The following is a 22,569-nucleotide window of genomic DNA, read 5'->3' as shown; positions in this document are numbered from 1 at the left end:
TGAGTTAGGGTCATTATTATAGGATGAGTCTGGTCGCTTATTCCCTGTAATAAATGCAAACCATGCAACTTTGCAAAGAGTGCATGGTTTTTTTTCGTCTTTAAAACGTCAGACAGAAGAATGCAGGTTAGAATGACAAATTAGGATTTAGCGTGTAAATGTCATGTATATAAGAGAATATGCTTATTTAAGTTAATGACATCGATATAGTATTGGGCTTTACTTTAGCGCAGGAAAATAACCTCTTTGCGAGCGCTACGCTAAAACGCGTTTATTTTTGTCACATTTAAAATGTGAAAAGGATCAGTTGCATGAATCACCTTAGGTTTACCGCTATTAAGTGTATTAGCTTATGTGTGCTCTTTTTGAGCCTAGTGGGTTGTTCTAATCTTAATACACAGGCTTCAAAGCCGAACCTAGCGAACCTTGATAACCCCCAATTAGAAATTTATATCGAAAAAGACGTAGCGTTTATTTCTGGCGTACTAGGGCCAGATTTACCAGAGCAGCTAACGAATATGGTGCGCCAAAGCCCTAATATTCAAACCTTAGTGCTGGTGGATATTCCTGGCTCTATCGACCAAGAAGCAACTATGCAGGCTGCTAGGCTGATTCGCCGCTTAGGGTTAAACACTATGATTGCACGGACTGGCTATGTGCTTTCTGGTGGTGTTGATTTATTTTTAGGTGGCGTAAAACGCAATATTGGTGCCGGTGCCGGAGTCGGTGTTCATTCATGGTATGACCAGCTAGGGATAGAGCCAGAAGAGCTTAACCTTGCCGACCCTATCCATGGGACTTATGTGAACTTTTATCTGGAAATGGGAGTGCCTGAGCGCTTTTATTGGTTCTCCTTAGATGCAGCCCCAGCTGAACGTGTATACTTTATGTCACCTGAAGAGATTTACGACTTTCAAATAGCGACGGATTAAAGGCTATTAAAGCACTTTTAATCTAACAAATAACAATAATAGGAGAGGGCGATGGAGCAGATAGAGTTGTTTCATGTAGAAAGCCCCTGTCGTGGCGTTTGCCAATCAAGTAAAAAAGGCTTTTGTAAAGGGTGTCTCCGTAGCCGAGAAGAGCGTTTTCATTGGCATGAAATGCAAGATGAGGATAAGCGCAAAGTACTGACGCTTTGTCAGCACAGATGGCAGCGCCTTTTAAAAGCACGCCAAGATAGACTAAACGCTGTCGATACTAGCTTACCTTACGGCATGCAAGGCGAAGACGGGCCAGAAAAAGCCCCATCCTCTGACCTTTTTGACTAACGTCTTTTTTAACGCTCAAAAATCGCATCAAGCGCTTCAGACAGCCTCTCTACGCCAATCACTTCCATACCAGCGACCTTTTTCTTTGGGCAGTTTCCCTTGGGTACAACCGCCTTCACAAAACCATGCTTAGCCGCTTCAATAATACGTTCTTGGCCTGATGGCACTGGGCGAATTTCCCCTGACAAGCCGACTTCTCCTAAGACCACAAGATTGTCCGGTAAGGCTTGGTCTCTAAAGCTTGAGACAACCGCGGCAATAGCTGCTAGATCACCACTGGTTTCCATGACTTTGACGCCACCCACTACATTTAAATAGACATCTTGGTCGGACGTTAATAAGCCGCCGTGTTTGTGAAGCACCGCCAATAACATGGCTAATCTATTATGATCGAAACCGACAGTGACACGTCTGGGGTTACTAAAGGCAGAATCATCAACCAAGGCTTGCAGCTCAACCAAAAGAGGGCGCGTTCCTTCCCAAACGACCATGACTAAGCTACCCGCTGCGGGTTGCTTAGAGCGGTTTAAGAAAATAGAGCTGGGATTTTTAACTTCCCTTAAACCATTTTCAAGCATGGCGAAAACCCCCAGCTCATTAATGGCACCAAAGCGGTTTTTCATGCCCCTTAAGGTTCTAAAACGTGAATCTTCAGAGCCTTCTAATAACACAGAGCAATCCACCATGTGTTCCAATACTTTTGGTCCTGCCAAGGTACCATCTTTGGTCACATGACCCACTAACAAGACGGCTGTTTGAGTTTGCTTGGCAAAACGAGTCAATACAGCGGCACTTTCTCTAACTTGTGAAACACTGCCTGGGGCTGACTCAATACCATCTAGATGCATAACTTGTATTGAGTCAATTACAATGACTTTTGGATTCATCTGTTGGGCAATTTGAAGAATGGATTCCACATTGGTTTCGGACAGCATTTTTAAATTCTGGGTAGGTAGACCAAGGCGTTGAGCTCGCATGGCAACCTGTTGTAATGATTCCTCACCCGTAACATAGAGGGCCGCTTGTTGCTGAGCGAGATAGCACATGGTTTGCAATAACAGGGTACTTTTACCTGCTCCCGGGTGGCCACCAATTAACACCACGCCACCGGGTACTAAACCGCCACCCAGAACCCGATCAAATTCGCTGGCGCCTGAACTAAAGCGTGGCACATCACCAAGGTCAACTTCAGACAAGTCCTGAATACCTGTGGTTGCCCCTGCATAACCCGTTAATTTGGCATCTTGTGTGGCTGCCACTCGAGCTGATGTTTTGGATGACGTGAGCTTGATCTCAGACAATGAGTTCCAAGCTTTGCAGGCTTGGCATTGGCCTTGCCACTTTGCATAATCTGCACCGCATTCTGTACACACAAAGGCTGTTTTGGCTTTAGCCATGTCACCACTCCATCAAGTCAGCTGGTGGACAATGGATTAGCCACTGTCCTAATGAATGGCTATTTTAGGCAAATGGAAAAGATAAGCAAATTTTACTGTATAAAAAGACAGTGTCGAGTTCATTTTTTAGAAGAAGTTTGCCTGTTAAAAAAACTTTTAATTCCAATATAAATAGTTTCATGTTGCTCAATACTAATCCGTTGAATGGCTCTTAATATATCTTTTCGTTGTTCCTCTGGAGATAGTTTAGGGTGGTCTTTTGATAAAGCATCCAAAAATGAGAGTATGAAAGCGGGGCTTTCTTTAGTAATCATTGATCCGTCATCATTAAAAAAAACTCTATATTTGTAATAAATAGATCCGTATTGCTCAAGAGATGCTTTGTATTGATGCTCTATATTTTCTGGAGGCTCTCTAGTAGAGTTTTCATAAGTTTGCTTCTTAATAAAGCAATTAATATAGACTCTGTGAGCATCAAGTAGCTCATTTAAAGTTTTGTATTTTACATCTCTTTCAAAGTAGTCAGCTTGTCTAACTCTTTCTGTTTCATCTTGTTTATCTATTTGAGCTTTCCATTTTGATGCATAGAAGGCAAGTAATACAGTCGCTGTAGAGGCCATTACTGTGGCTACAAACGAAATAATTTGACCCCATGACCATTGTTTATCTTCGGTTTTATTTATTGTTTCAAAAATTTCGCTAATTCTCAGATCTTGGTCGCGAGTATTATTAAGAGAAATAGCTAAACTTTCTGCTAGTTCATGATTAAGTGATATTAAACTTTCATTTTGGGTCGAGAGAGTACTAATTGAATCCTTTTGAGTATTAACTTCCTTTTCTAACTCTAAGGCTTTACTTCTCAGTTGATCTGTTTTTGTATGCATATTGCTTTCAATCTGAGCAATTATTGCTTCTAAGGAAGTAACCTTATCTCTCAATTCATTAAGTACCGAGTTTGTATTCTCTTCTTTTAGCTTCTCGGCCTGTATAAAAGTTGAAAGTAACGAAATTACGAAAAAAAGCGCTATTTTAATCATCCATGACTCGATTTTAAGAATAGTAAAAGTGAGATTTTACATGAGCACTTCAAGATAAAGTAGAAGGGATTTTTAATATTGATCGTTAGTTAAACTAAGGTGTTTGATAAATATACTTAGTCTAAAACAGTAATTTAATTTGCGAGTGGAAGGTTAATCATGAAAATCACAGACTAACCTTGTCCTTAATAAAGCTAAACCGCCAAATATTGCTTGATTAAATCATCGCTGAGTTCTGACATCTTATCGCTGCACACAATGCGGCCCTTTTCCATCAGCCTGAACTCTTGTCCTACACGGCGGGCAAAGCCAAGCTTTTGCTCCACTAGAATAACGGTCAGGCCTTCTTCTTTATTAAGCTTTAAAATAACATCACCGATTTGCTGCACTATATTAGGCTGAATACCTTCGTTCGGTTCATCTAAAATAAGCACCTTTGGGTCAAGTACCAAGGCTCTGCCAATGGCGAGTTGTTGTTGCTGGCCACCGGATAAATCACCACCCCGCCTGTGTAGCATGTCTTTTAAAACGGGAAAGAGTTCGAAGATTTTTTCGGGAATATGCTTAAGTTTATCTTTTCTTACGGGTAAGCCAATCTTGAGATTTTCTTCTACTGTCAGCATAGGGAAGATATCTCGCCCTTGGGGCACATAGCCTATGCCTGAAAAGGCTCTTTTTTCGGCGCTTTTTTTATGCAGGTCTTCAACTTGCTTAGCATCACCTTGATGGGTTAGCTGAATCTTGCCAGAGCTGATGGGTAATAGCCCCATTAAGGCTTTGAGTAGGGTTGTTTTGCCTGCCCCATTGCGACCCATAATGCAGGTAATAGAGCCCGCCTTGATATCTAAATTAAGGTCCCAAAGAATCTGGCTTGATGCGTAATGTTGATCAATATTTTGCATTGAAATCATATCTTTACTCCCTTATCGGCAATCAAACTGACCTTGTTGTTATTGGCTTTATCTATCGGGTTTTTAACCTTCGGTGCTGGTGTAGCAGCTTCTTCGCCTAGGTAGACTTCAATGACTTCTGGGTTTGATTGCGCCTCTTGCATGCTGCCTTCGGCCAGCACACTGCCTTGATGCAATACGGTCACCTTATTGGCAATGCTGCGTACAAATTCCATATCATGCTCTACCACAATGACAGTACGTTCTCCTGCTAAAGAGGTGAGTAATTCAGCGGTCCGTTCGGTCTCCTGTGGCGTCATACCTGCAACCGGTTCGTCCACCAGCAAAAGTCTAGGTTCTGAGACAAGTAGCATCCCAATTTCTAACCATTGTTTTTGTCCATGAGAAAGCGAGCCTGCTAATTGATAGGCCTGCTTAGATAAGCCAATAATGCTTAATACATGTTGTATCTTATCCTGTTGTAACGGGGTTATTTTGGCCCAGAGTGTGGGTAAAACCCCTTTGTTTGCCTTTAGTGAAAGTTCTAAGTTATCAAACACACTTTGTTGCTCAAATACGGTCGGCTTTTGAAATTTACGACCTATGCCTAGGTTGGCAATGCTGGCTTCATCTTGCTTAAGAAGGTCGATATTCTGGCCAAAATAAACTTGGCCTGAATCACACTGGGTTTTACCCGTAATCACATCCATCAAGGTGCTTTTGCCCGCCCCGTTGGCACCAATTAAACAACGCAGTTCACCCTGATTAATATAAAGATTGAGGTCGTTTAAGGCTTTAAAACCATCGAAACTTAAATTTAAACCTTCAATATATAAGAGGATATTTTTATCAATATTGGCCTTAGTTTCGTTAGGCATCAGGAAGGGCCAAACTTGATCACGACGAAAGCTAGTTTTTAAACTTTGAAAAGGGGCATTGAGCTTAGCTTCAAAACGTTTAAGGTCATCGAATTGCTTGGCATTATTCTGGCTCATGATGACACTCCTGTTTTTATTTCATCCTTTGGCTCTATTTCTGCTTCTGGTGCTGCTTTGTTGAGTTTTGTTTGGAGTGTCTCCCATAGCCCCATGAGTCCTTTTGGCAGGTACAGGGTCACTAGGACAAACAAACCACCTAATGCAAAGAGCCAAGCTTCAGGAAAGAGGGCGGTAAAACGGGTTTTGGCATAGTTGATAATAAGGGCACCAATAATCGCGCCAATCAAGGTACCTCGGCCGCCGACAGCCACCCAAATCACTATCTCGATTGAGTTTATTGGCGAGAACTCTCCCGGGTTGATAATGCCAACTTGGGGTACATAAAGAGCCCCAGCAATGCCTGCAATAATGGCTGAATAGACGAATAACCAGACCTTGTAGCGCTCAGTATGATAGCCCATAAATCGAGCACGACTTTCTCCGTCTCGTATGGCTAAAATGACTTTACCCATTCGCGAGTTCATTAAATATTGGCTAATGATAAAAATAACGGCTAACAAAAACGCCGTAATGGCAAAGAGAGACACGCGGGTTGCATCCGCTTGTAAATCAAAGCCTAAAATCTCTTTAAAGTCCGTTAAGCCATTGTTACCACCAAAGCCCATTTCATTTCTAAAAAAAGCCAACAACAAAGCATAGGTCAGCGCTTGGGTCATAATGGATAAATACACGCCCGTCACTCTAGAGCGAAAGGCCAACCAACCAAAGATAAAAGCCAATAACCCAGGAATGACAACCGCCATTAAGATGGCAAACCAAAACTGATCCATACCTTGCCAAAACCAAGGCAAACTTTTCCAATCGAGAAAAACCATAAAGTCGGGTAAAACAGGGTCACCATAAACCCCACGATCACCAATTTGGCGCATTAAATACATGCCCATGGCATAGCCCCCAAGTGCAAAAAAGGCCCCGTGACCTAGGCTTAAAATGCCACAATATCCCCAGATAATATCCACCGCTAAAGCCAACATGGCATAGCATAAATATTTCCCTAAAAGTGTAATTGTGTAAGTACTCACATACAGGGGAGAGTCTTCTGTTAATAGTAAGTTAGATGCACAGGCCAACAAGGTGCTGATCACAAGGATGGCAACAAAGGGCAAGGTTTTTTGACCTGCTTGTTGACGAGATTGTAAGCCATTTCTCCCTTGTCCAAATAAAGTATTCATGAATGTCATTCTGCTGCTCTCCCTTTTTGAGGAAAGAGGCCTTTAGGGCGCTTTTGAATAAAGAGGATGATAAAGACTAAGACAATAATGGCGGCTAAAACTGCCCCTGTCATTGGCTCTAAGAACTTGGTCGCGATGCCTAAAGAGAAGGCCGCAACTAGGGTGCCAAAGAGGTTTCCAACACCCCCAAATACCACCACCATAAAAGAATCTATGATGTAGGCTTGGCCCAGATTTGGACCGACGTTAGTGAGCTGAGATAAAGCGACACCGGCAATACCGGCAATACCTGAGCCTAAACCAAAGGTCATGGCATCTACCCAGCCAGTCTTCACTCCCATGGCTTTGGCCATATTACGATTTTGAGAAACGGCTCTCACATTCAAACCTAATGAGGTTTTACGTAATAAGGTGAGTAGGGCAAAGAAGACTATTAAGGCAAACGCGAGTATGTATAAGCGGTTCAAAGTGAGAGATAAAACGGGATTAATCTCTAATGATCCTGTCATCCAACTTGGGCTGAAGACTTGGCGGTTAAGTGGACTAAAAACCGAACGGACTAGCTGTTGCAAGATAAGACTGATACCAAAGGTGGCCAGAAGGGTTTCAAGAGGGCGGCCATGCAAATGACGAATTACCCCTCTTTCGATAATGACTCCCATTAAACCAGACACCATGAAGGCCGCTGGGATGGCGACCCAAAGTGAATAATCGATATGGTTTGGCATGAGTAACTGCACCACATAGGTGGTGTAAGCCCCGAGCATGATCATTTCCCCGTGGGCCATGTTGATCACTCCCATGACACCAAAGGTGATGGCAAGACCGATAGAGGCAAGTAAAAGAACAGAGCCTAGGCTTAAGCCAAAAAATAGCTGATCCACAAGGGCGTAGCGGTTTGTCGCATGCTCTATCTTAGTTAACGCCCTAATTGCGGCTTGTTTAACTTCTGGGTGAATACTGTTTTCAGCAACTTGAGTAAGCTGATTTTTAACGGGAATCTCTAGCCTGTCCGCAAGTTTTTCTATGGCTTCAATTTGTTTTGCTGGGCTTGGATTCGTTTTTAATTGAAACAAATTTAAAGCCACTTGAATCAGTTCGCGTATTTTTTCTTGTGTCTCAAGGGACCGTCTTTGTTCAAGTTGTGCGATTAACTTGCTATCCAAATTCTTCAGTAAGCTTTCGATGGCAGCTTGGCGTAATTCAGGATCAGGATGGTTTAATTCAAGCTCGGCAATGGTTGATTTAAGTAAGCGTCGAACCGCATTGTTAAGCTTAACTTTTTTGACCTGATTTTTGCTAAGTTCACTCAGTGGCTGATCTGTTTCTAAGCTAAAATAATGTCTTTCTTTACCCTTTTTTTGCATCTGAATTAAACGCTTGTCTGCTTTGACATAATAAAGCCTGCCAGCCAGTAAGGTTTTAAATAGAGGTAAGGCTTGTTGCTCTTCTAATTGCTTAATTTGCATTAACAGAGGTGGCATGGCCTTAAGTTTGACTTGGGTTAGCGCAAGTCGTAATTCATTGCTTGTTTGTGGGTTAAGTGAGGTTGGGTTATTGGCTAAATCATTTGCCATTAGACCAGTGCTTAAGCTGACTAAAAAGCAATAAATTAGCGTGATAATAGGCTTCAAAAAATCACTCCCTTGAAAAAGTGAAGTTATTAAAAAGGCCGCAACCAAGAAAAAGAAATACTGATGTATGCCTTGTTAAGGCTCAGTACGGTGGGTTTTTTTCTATGCTAATGACTTAGCTGGTTGCGGTTAAAAACAGAAGGACGAGTGCTGGACCAAACGCCCCTCTGTATGGCTACAACGCTGATATGATTAAAATTTCTGGCCAGAACACACCTTGGTTTGCGTGTTGTAATTGCCGCATTTTACAGGTGCAGTCCAATCGGATATGAGGTCTTTAGAGCCAGGAAGAAAGTCAGACCATGCATCCCCTGCAACGGTACTTTCTGTCTCCCAAACAACCTCAAATTGACCATCATCTTGAATTTCACCGATTAAGACAGGCTTGCTTAAGTGATGGTTTTTATTCATGAGGGCTGTGCCACCTGTGAGGTTGCTTGCTTCTTGCCCTATCATGGCTTGTTCAACGGCATCAACGTCAGTCGTGCCCGCTTTTTGTACGGCATTTACCCACATTTTAAAGCCAATATAAGTGGCTTCCATGGGGTCATTGGTCACACGCTCAGGGTTCTTGGTAAACGCACGCCAAAGTTCAATGAACTCATCGTTAGAATCTGTTTCAACACTTTGGAAGTAATTCCATGCCGCCAAATGGCCTACTAATGGAGTGGTATCTAAGCCAGAAAGCTCTTCTTCGCCCACTGAAAATGCCACTACGGGAATGTCTTCAGAGTTAATGCCCTGATTACCTAGCTCTTTATAGAAAGGTAGGTTGGCATCGCCATTAATCGTAGACACCACTGCCGTTTTCTTACCTTGGCTACCAAACTTTTTAATATCCGATACGATTGATTGCCAATCAGAATGACCAAATGGAGTGTAGTTGATCATGATGTCTTCTTTGGCAACCCCAAGGCTAGTTAAATAGGCCTCTAGGATTTTGTTTGTTGTTCTTGGATAAACATAATCTGTGCCTGCTAACACCCAACGCTCAACGTCTAAATCGTCTTTCAGGTAGTTAACCGCCGGAATCGCCTGCTGATTCGGTGAAGCGCCTGTGTAAAACACATTTTTCGATGACTCTTCACCCTCGTATTGAACTGGGTAAAACATCAATCCATTTAATTCTTCAATGACAGGCAGGACAGATTTACGTGAAACAGATGTCCAACCCCCAAAAATCACATCAACCTCAGCTTCGGTCAGAAGCTCACGGGCTTTTTCGGCAAACAAGGGCCAGTTAGATGCGGGGTCAACCACGACGGCTTCTAACTCTTTACCCAGTAGGCCGCCTTTTTTGTTTTGCTCTTCCACCATCATAAGAACCGTATCTTTAAGGGTGGTTTCACTGATTGCCATGGTGCCGGATAAGGAGTGAAGTACACCCACTTTGATGGTCTCACTGGCAAGAGCATGAATAGAAACAAGACTGGCGCTGACTAACGTAAGGCTTGCGATAAGCTTTTTGAGTTGCATAAGTAACACGTCCTCTGTAATTAAAGAAAATTAATAATCACGCTGTAAAACTTATAGAAGAGAAGTAAAAGCCCGCCCTGTGAGCTGGGCTTTTACTGGGTATTGCTTTGTACCTAGAGGGGGAGCCCCAAGAACTAGGTACAAGTAGTGATAGTGTGGGGGATTAGCTTAGCTCTTGTTGAACTCTGGATAAGCTTCCATACCACATTCAGAAAGGTCGACACCTTCGTATTCTTCTTCTTCGGTTACTCGGATGCCCATAACCGCTTTGATGATAAGCCAAACTACTAGGCTAGTTACAAATACCCAAGTGAAGATGGTAAGTGCACCAATCAACTGAGCGCCAAAGGTTACGCCGTCGTTAGTAAGAGGAACTGCTAGAAGACCCCAAAGACCTGCAACACCGTGAACTGAGATAGCACCCACTGGATCATCAATTTTTAACTTATCTAAAGCTAGGATAGAAACCACTACGATTAGGCCACCGACAGCACCAATTAATGTCGCGCCCAGTGCAGATGGTGTGTCTGGGCCAGCTGTGATAGCAACTAGGCCAGCAAGCGCACCGTTTAATAGCATGGTTAAGTCAGCTTTACCGAATAGAATACGTGCTAGCAACATAGCGGCAATAGCACCACCAGCAGCGGCTGTGTTGGTATTAAGGAAAACCATGGCAACTGAGTTAGCGCTGGCAATATCACCAAGCTTAAGCACAGAACCACCGTTAAAGCCGAACCAACCCATCCATAGGATGAAAGTACCTAAAGTTGCTAGTGGTAGGTTAGCACCTGGAATCGCACGTACTTCACCTTTAGGTCCGTATTTGCCTTTACGAGCACCTAGTACTAAGACACCAGCGAGTGCGGCTGCAGCACCTGCCATGTGAACAATACCTGAACCTGCAAAGTCAGTGAAACCGATATCGCCAAGGTTAAATAGACCGAAAACAGAAGCACCGCCCCATGTCCAGCTACCTTCCATAGGATAGATAACCCCTGTCATGACGACTGCAAACGCTAGGAAAGCCCATAGTTTCATACGTTCAGCAACAGCGCCGGAAACGATAGACATTGCAGTTGCGACAAAAACAACTTGGAAGAAGAAGTCAGACGCACCTGAGTAGATAGAGCCGCCCTCAAAACCGCCTTCACGGCCAGCGTAATCTCCTAATGTGCTAGTAACATCAACATTTTGAATACCTGATAAAAAGGTTGCACCGTCATACATGATGGCATAACCGCAAACGAGATACATGATGCAAGAAATGGCAAATAACGCGACGTTTTTTGTCAGAATTTCAGTGGTATTTTTAGAACGGACTAGGCCGGCTTCTAACATGGAAAAGCCTGCTGCCATCCACATAACGAGTGCGCCACACACTAGGAAGTAAAAAGTGTCCATGGCATATTGTAAATGAAATATTTGATCTTGCATGATTCGCCCCCCTAAAGGCTAATATATGACTGCTAGAGATACTGTCTTGGCTTAAACTGCTTCTTCGCCAGTTTCGCCGGTACGGATACGAACTGCTTGTTCTAAATTGACAATAAAGATCTTACCGTCCCCTATCTTGCCTGTGTTGGCAGCATTGGTGATTGCTTCAACTACTTGATCAACAATGTCGTCAGAAATGGCGAGTTCGATTTTTACTTTAGGAAGGAAGTCCACAACATACTCTGCACCTCGGTACAATTCAGTGTGGCCCTTTTGGCGTCCAAAACCTTTTACTTCAGTTACGGTAATGCCCTGTACACCAATATCAGACAAGGCTTCACGCACGTCGTCCAATTTAAATGGTTTGATGATGGCAGTGATAAGCTTCATAGCGTCACGCTCCTTTTTATTATTTCCAATTCGATTTCATGATTTAGTTCTAATTGTCTATATTCAACATGTGTGCCATGTTGAAAAACTTGTTTAATTTCAATACTTTGTTTCTTATGCTGAACGATATTGTTAACTTTTGATAAGAATTACTAAGAGGATCTAGCTCTTTATGGGGCGTTTAAAAACAATGCTGCTCTAATCTGGTGCTTAGGTCTTTTTCGGGAGCGATTTAAAGGCTTAAAACCCCATTAAGTTAATGACAACAATGTGTTTTTATCGGAGTGCGCTTTTTTAGAGCAGATTTTTTAATCGGGGATAAGATGACGTTAAGCTGGGAATAAGTGGTAAACTTATGCACATATTTTTAGCACAGGTCGTAATGGCCTGTGCATGAAACGCGCTTTAACGTTTTTGCAGAATTAAGGAGAGCATTATGATTGATGATTTTATTAAACAAATGGGCAACACTTTAGGTGAGACTGCTGCGCAGTTAAGTAAGCTTCCTAGTAAAGAGATTCAAGCTCAAGTACAGCAATTGGCTAAATCGACATTGGATAAGATGGATCTGGTTTCACGTGAAGATTTTGATGTGCAAGCTGCGATGTTAGCTAAATACCGTGAGCGTGTGATTGAACTGGAAGAAAGAATGCAGAAGCTAGAACAACAACTGCAGGATAAATAACAAATGTAAGAGTGATCTTATACGTCAAATAAGATCACTTTTATTGGCTTTTCAATAATCAAAGTAAGTTTTGAATTGAGCGATAAATTTCCATCGCTTCAGCGCGGGTATAGTTACCTGCCGCTGCATTTCTACCTATGGTGGTGGTTACTCTAATCGCGTCGTCAGATGCTTCTTGTTCGCCTTCACTACCTTCTAATAATGAAAGATCATCTTGATTGTTCTTGTCTTGCATTTGCATGTACTTGGCTTTATCTGACAGGGTGACATCTTCGCGATTTGCTTGCCCTATGCCATAGGCGACTTTCTCATTCGTTTGGGCTTTTGATGAGAAATATTGATTCATTGAACTTGATGAAGAGTTAATTTCCATAACACGACCTCAGGGTACACTTTTTAAGTATCGAACCAAACTGGCTAAAAAACAACCAGTTCGTGCCGATAACTAGGCTATTTTGTTTAAAAATCCAGCAATTTTGTCTAAATTAGTTAAAAAAATACCGATATTGAAGTTAATATCGGTATTTATACGTGTGTTTCACCTGTTATCTTTTATCTCATTCGGCCAATAAGGCTTTAATCCCTGCTTCATATTCATCAAGTTTAGAGTCATGGAAACCAATATGTTGAGCCCTTAGTCGGCCTTCTTTGTCAATTAAATAGCTGGTGGGCATACCGATAACATTATAGGCATCAGGTAGCTCGGCTTTCTCATCCAATAACACATCAAACTCAGCGGGAATCTGTTCTAAAAAGGCGTAGGCTAGCTCAGGCCTGACATCCAAATTAATTGCCACCACTTTAAAGTTTTCATCCTTATATTTTGCCTGCATCTTATTCATCCAAGGGAAGGAGGCTCGACAAGGGCCACACCACGATGCCCAAAAATCGACCAGTAATGTATGGCCTTCATAGTCTTTTAGGCTCATTTCCTGTCCTGTCTTAGCGGCCTCTAGTACAAGAGGTAAAGTAATCTCTGCGTTGGGGGCAATAGGCGAATCCGCTTGTGCAAATACTTGAGCGTATCCAGGTGTAAGGGCAAGCGTTAATAAGCTGAGGCTAGGCCAAATGAAGAATCGTGAAAAAGAGGAAGGTTTAAATATAGGCATGGGTGTTACTCGTTAAATATAAATAAAAGTTTAAGTCAGTCCAGTATACCGATTCACAAAGAAGCATTTGTAGTTATGAGTCATAACTGAGACAAAAGTGCCCTTAGTGAAAGCAATTATTCAATATTTTTATATGAGTGGGGAGAGAAATTCACATTAATAAGAAAGTTTACATTTCTCTTGCGATAAAAGCTGTTAAGTGAATCCAAGTTAATTTATCTTCATTTTTTGGAATGCGGTTTCACTTTTGGTTTTGCGATTTAAACTACCTAATATAGGCAACTCGAATGACAGCTAAAGCAAAAATTATTTATTGTATCGGGGCGCTTTTTGTCACGATGATCAGTTTCATTTCTCTCACAAGTTTCTTAGGGTTTAAGCAAGCTTCAGTCGCAGGTTATACAGAAAAATTAGATACTCAATCTTTCTTAGTCAGTAGTGCCATAGAACAACGAATGGGCAGAATTTTTGATGTATTGCATGTTATGTCGAATGAAATAGATTTAACGGCTCAAGATGAAAACTTTAGTGAAGCAGTGCAATCACTTAGATCCATCATAGGTGAGTTAGATGTGCTAAATGCCTATGTTGCCACCCCAGACGGTTTGACTTATTCCACCACTTCTAAAGGCCTTGTTCCTAATTTTAATGCGAAAACGAAAAATCGAGAGTGGTTTTTACGAGCTTTTAATGGGGAAGATAACATACTGACCAAGCCTTATGTGAGCTCAGAAGGGCTTGCTGTTATGGCGGCAGGTGTACCCATAATTCGCGATGGTAAAGTGATAGGCGTTATTTGTGTCAATCTGTCCATTAACAAGCTAACTAACTTTATTGCAGGCTTAACTCCTGAAAATCAAATTTATGTCACGAATGCTGATGGCTATGTATTGGCAGCTAAAGATACGGACTTATTAGGTGAAGACCTATTAAGTATTTTACCTAGCTATAAAGTCCATTTACAAAACTCAAATGACAATCACAGTCATTCTTATGAATACCAAGGGCAAGAATACTTTGTGGTCGCATCAAAAATGGCCTTGTTAGGTTGGACAACTTGGGCATGGGACGATTGGAGTAATATCAATGCCGCTTCAAATCAAAATTTAAGCTTCAACCTCATACTTTCTGCCATTTTAATTCTGATTAGTTTGGTGATTGCTTACTACCTCATAAACAAAATTATGTATCTGCCAATTGGTGGAGAACCTAAGTTAATAGAAAAAATTGTTAATCAAATTGCAGGTGGCAATTTAAGCAACCTAGACAAAGCAACAGGTAAGGAAACCGGGGTGTATGCTGCTGTGTTTGTGATGGTAGAAAATCTGCGCAGTACCATCTCTAAGATCAACCAAACCAGTACTGAGCTTGATAATGCTTCAAGCCGCATTTTAGGATCAGCATCAAATGTGATGGAAAGTTCAGAGTCGCAAATGAAGCGTCTTGAACATACTTCTTCTGCCATGTACGAAATGACGAATACAGTAAAAGAGGTTGCGCAAAACGCCCTTGAAGCGTCTAAAGCGACCACCTCTGCCAATGACTATTCTAGCGATGGGATTAATACTGTGACTGATATGAATACCAGCATTGAAGTACTTGTTGAGGGCATTGAAGAATCGCAAAAAGTGGTAACACAACTAGAAAGTGAAGCTGCTGGTATTGGTAATATCCTGAATGTAATCCGAGATATTGCTGAGCAAACTAACCTGCTGGCTTTGAATGCAGCGATCGAGGCTGCCCGTGCTGGTGAACAAGGTCGAGGTTTTGCCGTTGTTGCAGACGAAGTGAGAAGCTTAGCGAGCCGTACACAAGAAAGTACCAGTCAAATTCAGGAGATGATTACTCGTTTACAAGGGGCTGTTTCTAGTTCGGTAAATTTGATGCAAGTAAGTTGTGAGAATGCACAGCAAACCTTATCTAAGTCATCCCAAGCAACGAGTGCTTTAGAATCAATTCGCAGTTCAGTCAATGTGATTAATGATATGAATACACAGATTGCGACCGCGGCGGATCAACAAACACAGGTAGCGAGTGAGATCAGTGCAAACGTCACAGGTATTCATGATTTAGCAAGAAAAACCTTTGATAACTCAAGAAGCAATACTGAAGTTGCCTCTAGCGTATCTGACTGTGTTGCGTCTCTTAATGAATCCGTTGAAGTTTTCAAAATGAGCTAGTATGCAATAAGTCTGCTTTATTTATTGAGACTTTAGTGTTTGATAAAAATAGATATGACGATAAATGGATGAAAACCTATCTAAAAACGACAGAAGCTAAGGTGAAATGTTAAAAAGTGTAGGGAAACGTAACTGATACTGAAAGCCTTTTTATGAGTCGCTGCTGACTAATTAAGGCTTTTATATTTTTCTATCTAGTGACTTTGTTAATATTTTTTGCCGGCTTTACTTCATTTATTAAGGCTATTTTCATGGATTTTAGGAAGATTAAATTCAGACAAGCAGAGTTAGATGATGCGGAGCATATTGGGCTTTTAGTGGTATTGCTTGAGATAGAATTAAGCGATAGAGCGAAAACAAAACAGCTTAATATTTTGCTCGAAGATACAGCAAATTCTTGTTACGAAATGATGAAAGAGGGTAATTATTTTGCCATTTTAGGGTATGTTGATGGTGCTATTTCCGCTGTCGCAACCTTGAGTGAATCCTACTCTCTAAGCGGAGGAGGAAGAATTGGTATGATTCAAGAGTTCTATGTTTCCCCTGATATTCGCTCCACGGGGATTGGTGGAAAATTGATGGAAGAAGTGAAGCTTTTTGGCCATCAAAAGCAATGGGGCTGTATTGATCTTTCCGCTCCAACAATTGCAAAACTAGATGAGCATTTGGGGTTTTATGAGGGCTCTGGGTTTGAAGTTATGCATGCTTATCGTATGCGACACTTTATCAATAAACCCTTGGTAAAAAATGCTAAACAAGCTCTAACTAATTGATTCTATATATTAACAAACAGAGGTGTTTACAGGGCTAAGATCAGATTTAAAAAGCTGTAATCCCATTCACTATAATTTGTGTGAATTATAGGCTTTGCTTTGCATCCTATATAATCGCCGTTTATCAAAATTAGTACTTTTTTGCAGAGAGTCTCTTACCTAAAAAAACCTAAATAAATGTCGTATATAAGGCAGATTTGGTCGTGATTATGACCAAGCTTAGGGAGTAATTAGAGAAGTATAAAGTCTGTAAAAATTGGCGATAGACAGTGGTTTAAATGTAGGTAGGTAGATGAAGTCTCAACTCAAAGCACCCTCGCAAGAATATCGTTTTTCCCAGCAAGATCGTCTTATTTCAACCACAGATACAAAAGGAAATATCATTTACTGCAATGATGCCTTTGCGCTGGTAAGTGGCTATGAAAGAGATGAGTTAATTGGTAAACCTCATAATATTATTCGTCACCAAGACATGCCTAAAGCTGCGTTTGCAGAAATGTGGCGAACCTTAAAATCAGGCAATGTATGGATGGGGCTGGTTAAGAATAAGCGAAAAAATGGTGAGTTTTACTGGGTGAATGCTTTTGTGACTCCTGTGTATGAGGGTGATAAGGTGGTTGGCTATGAGTCGGTTCGTATTAATGCGAGCGAATCCGAAAAAGCCAGGGCTGAACGCGCTTATCATAGGCTTAATCAAGGTAAGTCTGCTCGCAGCCGGTTTCAGTTATTTGCTGGACTTATCCGTAAAAACGCACCCATTTTGGTTCCTGGTTTTATTTCTTCTACACTACTCTATGCCAGTGTGAGCCCCTTGGCTTCGGGGATTGCTCTGCTTGGTACTTTTGCAGCCTGTTTGTGGCAATCTCTAACGACTAAGTCCCATTGGCAGCAACTTTGCGACATGAATCAAGGCACTTATACTAATGCGTTAATTGCACAAACTTATTTTGCCGAAAGTGGACATCAGGCAAGAGCCAAGCTTGCCTTTGCTTGTGAAATTGCCCGCAATCGTACTTCGCTTACTCGCATTGAAGATTCTGCGGCAGGACTGGGTAAGATTGCCCATGAAGCGAAAGATCAAGTTAATCAAACCAATGTGGCAATTTACCAGCAAAACACCGCAACCCAAGAAGTGGCGAGTGCCATTAATCAAATGGCCACGGCCATAGAAGACATTACCAGCATAGTGCAAAGCAATACAGCTAACGCCCATGGCGCTTTGTCCCATGTGGATACGGGCAGTCAGCTCGCCAGTGATGCATTGCAGGTGATCGATAAACTGAGCCAATCCGTTGAAGATATTGCCGTGACGATTAAAGAGCTAGCCCAGTCTACTGAAGAAATTGGCGAAGCCGCAGATCTTATTAGCATGATTGCAGATCAAACTAACTTATTAGCGCTTAATGCTGCGATTGAAGCGGCTAGAGCCGGTGAACATGGACGAGGCTTTAGTGTGGTGGCAGATGAGGTGCGCTCCTTATCGTTAAAAACACGCCAGTCGACAGAGAAAATCCATCAAGTCATTCAAGTACTTTCAAGTCGAGCTCAAAGTGCTGTATCTGTGTCTCAAGAAGGTGAAGCCGTCGCAAAACAGGGGGTGAATATTGTGGGACAAACTCGTTCTTCACTGGATCAAATCAGTGGTGCGGTGAAAGAAATCTTAGATATGACGATTAAGATCTCAGCCTCGGTTGAAGAACAAAGTGCCATGACAGAGCATATTAATCAGCAGGTAACGGATATCTCTGATGGTGCCAATCATACCAAGGGGATCGCTGAGCAAACTTTAGCTTCTGGGGTTGAGCTTGAGCAAACAGTGGATAATGTACATTCTATTATTCGTCGTTTCTCAACCCACTAGTTATATCTCTTAATAAAAAAGCCACTAGATTGATCCAATCTAGTGGCTTTTTTGCTCTTTGATTCAGGTGGGTGCTTGCTACTAAACGTGGTTAGCCAAGCCTAGTGTTTGTGGGTAAGGGGCAAAATATCTTTGTTGGCGCAAATAGTCATTACCAAATTGCTCAGTGTAATGCTGTAGTAGCGTCAAAGGGGTAACTAGGGGTAATTGGCCCGCTTGATATTGCTTAATTGTTCGTAAAATACTCTGCTTAGCACTTTTTGAAAGTTGACGTTTAAAGTAGCCAAAGACATGTAGCAAGGTATTTACATGGCCTTTTCTAGGTGCTGGTCTTGATAGTGCACTCATAAACAAGGTGAAATATTCATTTACTAAGGTGTCGATTTGATCCTTACTCCCCTTCGCGAGAAGCTGGCCAAGCTGTTTATAAAGCACCTGATTTTGTGACAGCAAGATGTATTTATAGCTGGTATGGAATTGCATCAGCTTGTGTAAGCTTGGTTGCTCTAATACTTCAACTCTAAAATAGTGATGAGCATAAACCCTTAAAATAAAGTTTTCATATAGATGGGCGTCATTTAAACGGCCTTCTTCTTCAATTGGCATGAGGGGATAAGCCTCTTGTAAGGCCGCGGCAAATAAACCTTGGCTCATCTCGCGTTTTGGCATGCCGTTTTCCTGATATACCTTAATGCGAGACATACCGCAGCTTGGTGAGTTTTTCATTAAAATATAACCATCAAGCTGATCGAATTCACTTAGTGCTGGGGTAAAGCCTTGTACAAGTTGATCTGTTACATCTGAATCAGGATCATTACTGTAGCTTAACCTTACCCCTTTGTTTTTATCTTCATTCAAACGCATAGTGGGTCTTGGTGTGGCAAACCCGGCAGCGACTTCAGGGCAGAATGTCATGTAATTAAAGTGCTCGCTTAGCACATTAAGACAGAGCTTTGATTGCGTATGGCCGCCATTAAAACGAACATTATGCCCTGCTAAGCAAGCGCTTAAACCTAGGGTAATCTCATGCTCTTGTTGGCTCTCAAGGGTCAAGGTTGGAATGATGTTGGTATTTTTCATCTTCTTACTCCTAAGTTAAAAACTTATACAAAGTTATTTTTTATATAACTAATACTTGTACAAGAATAGAAAAAAGGCAAGAAAATACTTATACAGTTTTTATTTTTGTATCATTGTTGGCTTGTACAATCTTATCGCAAGAGAGTTAAACACTAGTTTAATTCGTTTAAATTCCAATCATATTCATAATCAATGTCCCCATCATAAGCTCTTAATTTTTCACCTAATGCCTTGTCTGAGTAGCCAATTAAGTGTGTTATTAGATCCAGATAAGTACGTCCAAAATCTTCTTTGTACCATTTATAAATGCTTGATAGCACTAACTCTCCTTTGTTATTAAAACTAACGCCTCTGGCATGGTTGATATATTGTCTGGCATTCTCAGCGACTAATATTTGGGCGTTTTCAAGAGTGAAAGCGCTGGCGTTTAAGTTAGGGCAACTATAAGAGGCGCAGTTAAGGGCATAATGTATGCTGGCTTGTTGATAAATAGGCCGCAAAATTCTGTGTTCAATATCATTTAGAGAAACGTCTCTACTGGAAATGCTTAATACCTTGTCGTCCCAAGGACCTGATTTAAACCATGAGTCCCCAATTTCTCGTATGCTTTTAATTGGGTAGCTATCAAGAATGAGGGAGATAGTTTTCGCATTGTATAGGTTAATCCAATAGGGCAGTTGCTGCTTTTTTGTTAGTGTTCTAGGGGCTAAATTTGCGAGATAATCAATGTAGTTGTCTAGCGCTAATTTATCTTGCTCACTGACCTTTTCATAGGCCATATAAGATTGGTCTTGATCATCAAAAATCACATATTTATCAAGAAATAACTGCCAATTTTGGTGGTCTAAATCTATGCTTTTTTCGGCTGCAAACTCTGCCCACCTTGGATCAAGATCTTTGCTAGGTGCTGCATTTAATAGAAAACTTTGAGCATAAACAAGTAGAAAAAAAAGCAACATAACAGGGGGAGATGTGAGGCTTTTAAAACCAGTAAAAAGAAAATTTAATTGAGCTTTGCTTTCAGGGCGGAGGGGGGACATTGTTCAGACTCCTGTTTTATGGGGTAACACTAGGTGTTTTCGTCATTACTTTTGTTTGAACTAAGAATGGCTTGATAAGTTCCATTTATTTCATATAAAAAGCGAATACTTTAGAATTTTCTTATATAACTTATACAAAAAAGGTTTGCGTATAGATAAAACTTGTACAAGAATTAAACCTGTATCATCTATATTCTATGATTGACTTAAAACGAGACGAAGAGAATTTATGAAAGACGCTGTAAACATTGATGACCTATTTCCGATTCGAGAATTGAGCGCTAGAACGCAAGTGAATACCGTGACGATTCGAGCATGGGAAAGACGCTATGGATTATTAACCCCCATGCGTACTGATAAAGGGCATCGACTTTACAGTGAAGATGATGTGAAGAAGGTTGAAAAAATCCTGTCCTTAATTGCGAGGGGAGTCTCAGTGGGCAAGGTAAAGGCCATGCTCAAACAAACGCCAAGTGATGAAAGCAAGCAAGATATGACCCTTTGGCAGCATGCCATCACGCAAATACAAATGGCTAGTCAAACTTATCAGTCGCATCAACTAGAAAAAGTTATTGCTGATTACTTTGTGAATTACCCTGTGCAGGTTTGCCATAAAAATGTATTTGAACCCTTGTTTAGCCTTTTGCAAAAAGAAGAAGCGGGTAATAGGGCTCAACGTGCTTTTATTGAAAGTGAGTTATTGGCTTATACCTTAAGGCGCCTTAAAAATAGCCAAGCTGATAAGCCTAAATCTTCACCTGACGGCCATAATTTGGTGGTGACATTGGGTGACAATACCGCAATCTGGCCCTTGTTATTCTTGTGCCTAGAATTAGCGGATGCGAATGTTAATGTGCAGCTGATTAATCAGACAATCACCTTAGATAGCCTGATTGAAATAAGAAAGGAAAAGCAGGCGTACCAGGTACTTTTTTATCAAGATGGTGTTTGGGGGCAAGAGCAAAAACAGCTTGCTCAAGAGGTATTAGCACAAGATCAGAATATCGTGATATGTGGAACAGCCGCTATAATTTCTCAAATAGTGGCGCAAAATCAAGTCTTCTCAGCTTTATCTGAATTTAGTCAATATTTACTAAAGCAGCCTGCTTAGGCGAGATAAGGTTCTGACAGCAAGGAGAAAGAAATCGTAAGGATTTAGCCTGTAGACAAGTAACGGCTCTCAATGTTTTATGGGGAGCCATGAGAGGTGCAACATGAAAATCTTAATGACAGGTGGAACCGGCCTTATAGGTTCATATTTTATCAATGAGTTTGAACAGCATGAGTATACGGTTTGCACTCGATCTCCCTATCAAGCTAAAAAAGATCTTCCGGATCAAACTCATATTATTAATGACTTATCCATGCTTGATGATCTAAATGAGTTTGATGCTGTCATTAATTTGGCCGGTGAACCCATTGCTGATAAGCGTTGGAGCCAAAGGCAAAAAGCCATGATTTGCCAAAGCCGCTGGCATACAACGGATAAGCTGGTAAAACTCTTTGCTAAAAGCAGTCAGCCACCTGGTGTCTTTATTAGTGGATCAGCGGTTGGTATTTATGGGAATCACGGGGATGAATTTTTAACAGAGCAAGAATCTGTTTTTTCTCGAGATTTTGCTAGCCGCTTATGTCAACGCTGGGAAAAAATCGCCCAAGAAGCCGTGCCTTTTACGCGCTTAGTGACCTTAAGGACGGGGATAGTATTAGCCCCCAAAGGCGGTGCGTTAGCAAAAATGCTGCCTGTGTTTAAATGCAATCTTGGCGGTAAAATAGGCAGTGGTCAGCAGTTTATGCCTTGGATACATATTCAAGATATGGTTAAAGCCATTGCATTTTTATTGATGAATAAAGATAGCCAAGGGCCATTTAATTTGACCAGCCCCCATGCGGTGACAAACTATCAATTTACCGAAGAGCTGGCCCACACACTGGGTAAAAGAGCATATTTCACTGTGCCAAAAGCGATTCTAAAACCCATGATGGGAGAGGCTTCCGAGCTTTTGCTGGGCAGTCAAAGGGTGGTGCCAGAAAAACTCATTGAAGCAGGCTTTAAATTCGACTTTCCCGAAATAGACGATGCTTTTGTCGATCTGTTAATGCCTCATCCTGTTTATAGCTAGCCTTAACTTTTTCAGCTTG

21 protein-coding genes are annotated in these 22,569 nt (G+C 41.5%); 8 read left to right on the top strand and 13 right to left on the bottom strand.

Annotation, left to right across the window (positions count from 1 at the left end; genetic code table 11):
• Nucleotides 1–311: 311 nt before the first annotated feature.
• Nucleotides 312–932, top strand: coding sequence for an alpha/beta hydrolase (locus MED121_RS12435; RefSeq protein ID WP_009834056.1), 621 nt, complete (start codon nucleotides 312–314; stop codon nucleotides 930–932).
• 51 nt (nucleotides 933–983) lie between these two features.
• Nucleotides 984–1,271, top strand: a complete 288-nt coding sequence (locus MED121_RS12430; RefSeq protein ID WP_009834055.1) for a DUF1289 domain-containing protein — start codon at nucleotides 984–986, stop codon at nucleotides 1,269–1,271.
• An 8-nt stretch (nucleotides 1,272–1,279) separates the two neighbouring features.
• Here the strand turns inward: MED121_RS12430 and radA are convergent, their stop codons facing one another.
• The 9 genes from radA to glnK form a co-directional block, all read right to left on the bottom strand.
• Nucleotides 1,280–2,668 carry a DNA repair protein RadA gene (gene radA / locus MED121_RS12425; protein ID WP_009834054.1) on the bottom strand — a complete coding sequence of 463 codons (1,389 nt, stop codon included), beginning with the start codon at nucleotides 2,666–2,668 and terminating at the stop codon, nucleotides 1,280–1,282.
• 119 nt (nucleotides 2,669–2,787) lie between these two features.
• Nucleotides 2,788–3,705 (bottom strand): hypothetical protein, encoded by a 918-nt coding sequence (locus tag MED121_RS12420; protein WP_009834053.1) that lies wholly within the window; start codon nucleotides 3,703–3,705, stop codon nucleotides 2,788–2,790.
• Between the two features lie 194 nt (nucleotides 3,706–3,899).
• Entirely contained in the window at nucleotides 3,900–4,616 is a 717-nt protein-coding gene (gene urtE / locus MED121_RS12415; protein WP_009834052.1) for an urea ABC transporter ATP-binding subunit UrtE, read from the bottom strand.
• Complete coding sequence (urtD, locus tag MED121_RS12410; protein WP_242603213.1) at nucleotides 4,613–5,473, bottom strand: urea ABC transporter ATP-binding protein UrtD; 861 nt, start codon at nucleotides 5,471–5,473, stop codon at nucleotides 4,613–4,615. Before urtD ends, urtE begins: the two co-directional genes overlap by 4 nt.
• 113 nt (nucleotides 5,474–5,586) lie before the next feature.
• Nucleotides 5,587–6,774 (bottom strand): urea ABC transporter permease subunit UrtC, encoded by a 1,188-nt coding sequence (gene urtC / locus MED121_RS12405; protein ID WP_009834050.1) that lies wholly within the window; start codon nucleotides 6,772–6,774, stop codon nucleotides 5,587–5,589.
• Complete coding sequence (gene urtB / locus MED121_RS12400) at nucleotides 6,771–8,342, bottom strand: urea ABC transporter permease subunit UrtB (RefSeq protein ID WP_116371639.1); 1,572 nt, start codon at nucleotides 8,340–8,342, stop codon at nucleotides 6,771–6,773. Before urtB ends, urtC begins: the two co-directional genes overlap by 4 nt.
• A 249-nt stretch (nucleotides 8,343–8,591) precedes the next feature.
• Nucleotides 8,592–9,875 (bottom strand): urea ABC transporter substrate-binding protein, encoded by a 1,284-nt coding sequence (gene urtA, locus MED121_RS12395; protein WP_009834048.1) that lies wholly within the window; start codon nucleotides 9,873–9,875, stop codon nucleotides 8,592–8,594.
• Between the two features lie 168 nt (nucleotides 9,876–10,043).
• Nucleotides 10,044–11,309: an ammonium transporter gene (locus MED121_RS12390; RefSeq protein WP_009834047.1), complete on the bottom strand. Its 1,266-nt coding sequence runs from the start codon at nucleotides 11,307–11,309 to the stop codon at nucleotides 10,044–10,046.
• 51 nt (nucleotides 11,310–11,360) lie between these two features.
• A complete protein-coding gene (gene glnK / locus MED121_RS12385; RefSeq protein ID WP_009834046.1) occupies nucleotides 11,361–11,699 on the bottom strand; it encodes a P-II family nitrogen regulator in 339 nt (112 codons plus the stop codon).
• A gap of 436 nt (nucleotides 11,700–12,135) precedes the next feature.
• Between glnK and MED121_RS12380 the strand changes: the two genes are divergently transcribed.
• Nucleotides 12,136–12,384, top strand: a complete 249-nt coding sequence (locus tag MED121_RS12380) for an accessory factor UbiK family protein (protein ID WP_009834045.1) — start codon at nucleotides 12,136–12,138, stop codon at nucleotides 12,382–12,384.
• A 58-nt stretch (nucleotides 12,385–12,442) separates the two neighbouring features.
• Here the strand turns inward: MED121_RS12380 and MED121_RS12375 are convergent, their stop codons facing one another.
• The gene (locus MED121_RS12375) at nucleotides 12,443–12,757 is read right to left on the bottom strand and encodes a hypothetical protein (protein ID WP_009834044.1); all 315 of its coding nucleotides are present in this window, start codon (nucleotides 12,755–12,757) and stop codon (nucleotides 12,443–12,445) included.
• A 184-nt stretch (nucleotides 12,758–12,941) separates the two neighbouring features.
• Nucleotides 12,942–13,493 carry a TlpA disulfide reductase family protein gene (locus tag MED121_RS12370; RefSeq protein WP_009834043.1) on the bottom strand — a complete coding sequence of 184 codons (552 nt, stop codon included), beginning with the start codon at nucleotides 13,491–13,493 and terminating at the stop codon, nucleotides 12,942–12,944.
• 287 nt (nucleotides 13,494–13,780) lie between these two features.
• Here MED121_RS12370 and MED121_RS12365 point away from each other — a divergent pair, with 287 nt between their 5' ends.
• The 3 genes from MED121_RS12365 (at nucleotide 13,781) to MED121_RS12355 (ending at nucleotide 18,307) form a co-directional block, all read left to right on the top strand.
• Nucleotides 13,781–15,673, top strand: a complete 1,893-nt coding sequence (locus MED121_RS12365; RefSeq protein WP_009834042.1) for a methyl-accepting chemotaxis protein — start codon at nucleotides 13,781–13,783, stop codon at nucleotides 15,671–15,673.
• A 251-nt stretch (nucleotides 15,674–15,924) separates the two neighbouring features.
• Nucleotides 15,925–16,446, top strand: coding sequence for a GNAT family N-acetyltransferase (locus MED121_RS12360; protein WP_009834041.1), 522 nt, complete (start codon nucleotides 15,925–15,927; stop codon nucleotides 16,444–16,446).
• A gap of 292 nt (nucleotides 16,447–16,738) precedes the next feature.
• Nucleotides 16,739–18,307, top strand: a complete 1,569-nt coding sequence (locus MED121_RS12355; RefSeq protein ID WP_009834040.1) for a PAS domain-containing methyl-accepting chemotaxis protein — start codon at nucleotides 16,739–16,741, stop codon at nucleotides 18,305–18,307.
• A gap of 81 nt (nucleotides 18,308–18,388) precedes the next feature.
• On the opposite strand, the gene MED121_RS12350 is transcribed toward MED121_RS12355, so the two are convergent.
• Together MED121_RS12350 and MED121_RS12345 are read right to left on the bottom strand one after the other, a co-directional pair.
• Entirely contained in the window at nucleotides 18,389–19,387 is a 999-nt protein-coding gene (locus tag MED121_RS12350; protein ID WP_009834039.1) for a DUF1722 domain-containing protein, read from the bottom strand.
• A 152-nt stretch (nucleotides 19,388–19,539) separates the two neighbouring features.
• Nucleotides 19,540–20,427: a DUF547 domain-containing protein gene (locus MED121_RS12345; protein ID WP_009834038.1), complete on the bottom strand. Its 888-nt coding sequence runs from the start codon at nucleotides 20,425–20,427 to the stop codon at nucleotides 19,540–19,542.
• A 229-nt stretch (nucleotides 20,428–20,656) separates the two neighbouring features.
• Between MED121_RS12345 and MED121_RS12340 the strand changes: the two genes are divergently transcribed.
• Nucleotides 20,657–21,538, top strand: a complete 882-nt coding sequence (locus tag MED121_RS12340; protein WP_009834037.1) for a MerR family transcriptional regulator — start codon at nucleotides 20,657–20,659, stop codon at nucleotides 21,536–21,538.
• 103 nt (nucleotides 21,539–21,641) lie between these two features.
• A complete protein-coding gene (locus MED121_RS12335) occupies nucleotides 21,642–22,550 on the top strand; it encodes a TIGR01777 family oxidoreductase (RefSeq protein WP_009834036.1) in 909 nt (302 codons plus the stop codon).
• Nucleotides 22,551–22,569: the final 19 nt, after the last annotated feature.

The organism is Marinomonas sp. MED121 (assembly GCF_000153025.1).
Taxonomy (GTDB): domain Bacteria; phylum Pseudomonadota; class Gammaproteobacteria; order Pseudomonadales; family Marinomonadaceae; genus Marinomonas.
This window is presented reverse-complemented; position numbering and strand designations above follow the sequence as displayed.

What these genes read in the sequence shown, in the direction of transcription:
- MED121_RS12365 (WP_009834042.1), top strand. Translation starts at nt 13,781, where the DNA reads ATGACAGCTAAAGCAAAAATTATTTATTGTATCGGGGCGCTTTTTGTC.
- urtA (WP_009834048.1), bottom strand. Translation starts at nt 9,875, where the DNA reads ATGCAACTCAAAAAGCTTATCGCAAGCCTTACGTTAGTCAGCGCCAGT.
- MED121_RS12355 (WP_009834040.1), top strand. Translation starts at nt 16,739, where the DNA reads ATGAAGTCTCAACTCAAAGCACCCTCGCAAGAATATCGTTTTTCCCAG.
- MED121_RS12380 (WP_009834045.1), top strand. Translation starts at nt 12,136, where the DNA reads ATGATTGATGATTTTATTAAACAAATGGGCAACACTTTAGGTGAGACT.
- MED121_RS12430 (WP_009834055.1), top strand. Translation starts at nt 984, where the DNA reads ATGGAGCAGATAGAGTTGTTTCATGTAGAAAGCCCCTGTCGTGGCGTT.
- urtC (WP_009834050.1), bottom strand. Translation starts at nt 6,774, where the DNA reads ATGACATTCATGAATACTTTATTTGGACAAGGGAGAAATGGCTTACAA.
- MED121_RS12360 (WP_009834041.1), top strand. Translation starts at nt 15,925, where the DNA reads ATGGATTTTAGGAAGATTAAATTCAGACAAGCAGAGTTAGATGATGCG.
- MED121_RS12340 (WP_009834037.1), top strand. Translation starts at nt 20,657, where the DNA reads ATGAAAGACGCTGTAAACATTGATGACCTATTTCCGATTCGAGAATTG.
- MED121_RS12350 (WP_009834039.1), bottom strand. Translation starts at nt 19,387, where the DNA reads ATGAAAAATACCAACATCATTCCAACCTTGACCCTTGAGAGCCAACAA.
- MED121_RS12435 (WP_009834056.1), top strand. Translation starts at nt 312, where the DNA reads ATGAATCACCTTAGGTTTACCGCTATTAAGTGTATTAGCTTATGTGTG.
- MED121_RS12390 (WP_009834047.1), bottom strand. Translation starts at nt 11,309, where the DNA reads ATGCAAGATCAAATATTTCATTTACAATATGCCATGGACACTTTTTAC.
- MED121_RS12375 (WP_009834044.1), bottom strand. Translation starts at nt 12,757, where the DNA reads ATGGAAATTAACTCTTCATCAAGTTCAATGAATCAATATTTCTCATCA.
- MED121_RS12345 (WP_009834038.1), bottom strand. Translation starts at nt 20,427, where the DNA reads ATGTCCCCCCTCCGCCCTGAAAGCAAAGCTCAATTAAATTTTCTTTTT.
- urtB (WP_116371639.1), bottom strand. Translation starts at nt 8,342, where the DNA reads ATGGCAAATGATTTAGCCAATAACCCAACCTCACTTAACCCACAAACA.
- radA (WP_009834054.1), bottom strand. Translation starts at nt 2,668, where the DNA reads ATGGCTAAAGCCAAAACAGCCTTTGTGTGTACAGAATGCGGTGCAGAT.
- MED121_RS12370 (WP_009834043.1), bottom strand. Translation starts at nt 13,493, where the DNA reads ATGCCTATATTTAAACCTTCCTCTTTTTCACGATTCTTCATTTGGCCT.
- urtD (WP_242603213.1), bottom strand. Translation starts at nt 5,473, where the DNA reads ATGCCTAACGAAACTAAGGCCAATATTGATAAAAATATCCTCTTATAT.
- MED121_RS12335 (WP_009834036.1), top strand. Translation starts at nt 21,642, where the DNA reads ATGAAAATCTTAATGACAGGTGGAACCGGCCTTATAGGTTCATATTTT.
- urtE (WP_009834052.1), bottom strand. Translation starts at nt 4,616, where the DNA reads ATGATTTCAATGCAAAATATTGATCAACATTACGCATCAAGCCAGATT.
- MED121_RS12420 (WP_009834053.1), bottom strand. Translation starts at nt 3,705, where the DNA reads ATGATTAAAATAGCGCTTTTTTTCGTAATTTCGTTACTTTCAACTTTT.
- glnK (WP_009834046.1), bottom strand. Translation starts at nt 11,699, where the DNA reads ATGAAGCTTATCACTGCCATCATCAAACCATTTAAATTGGACGACGTG.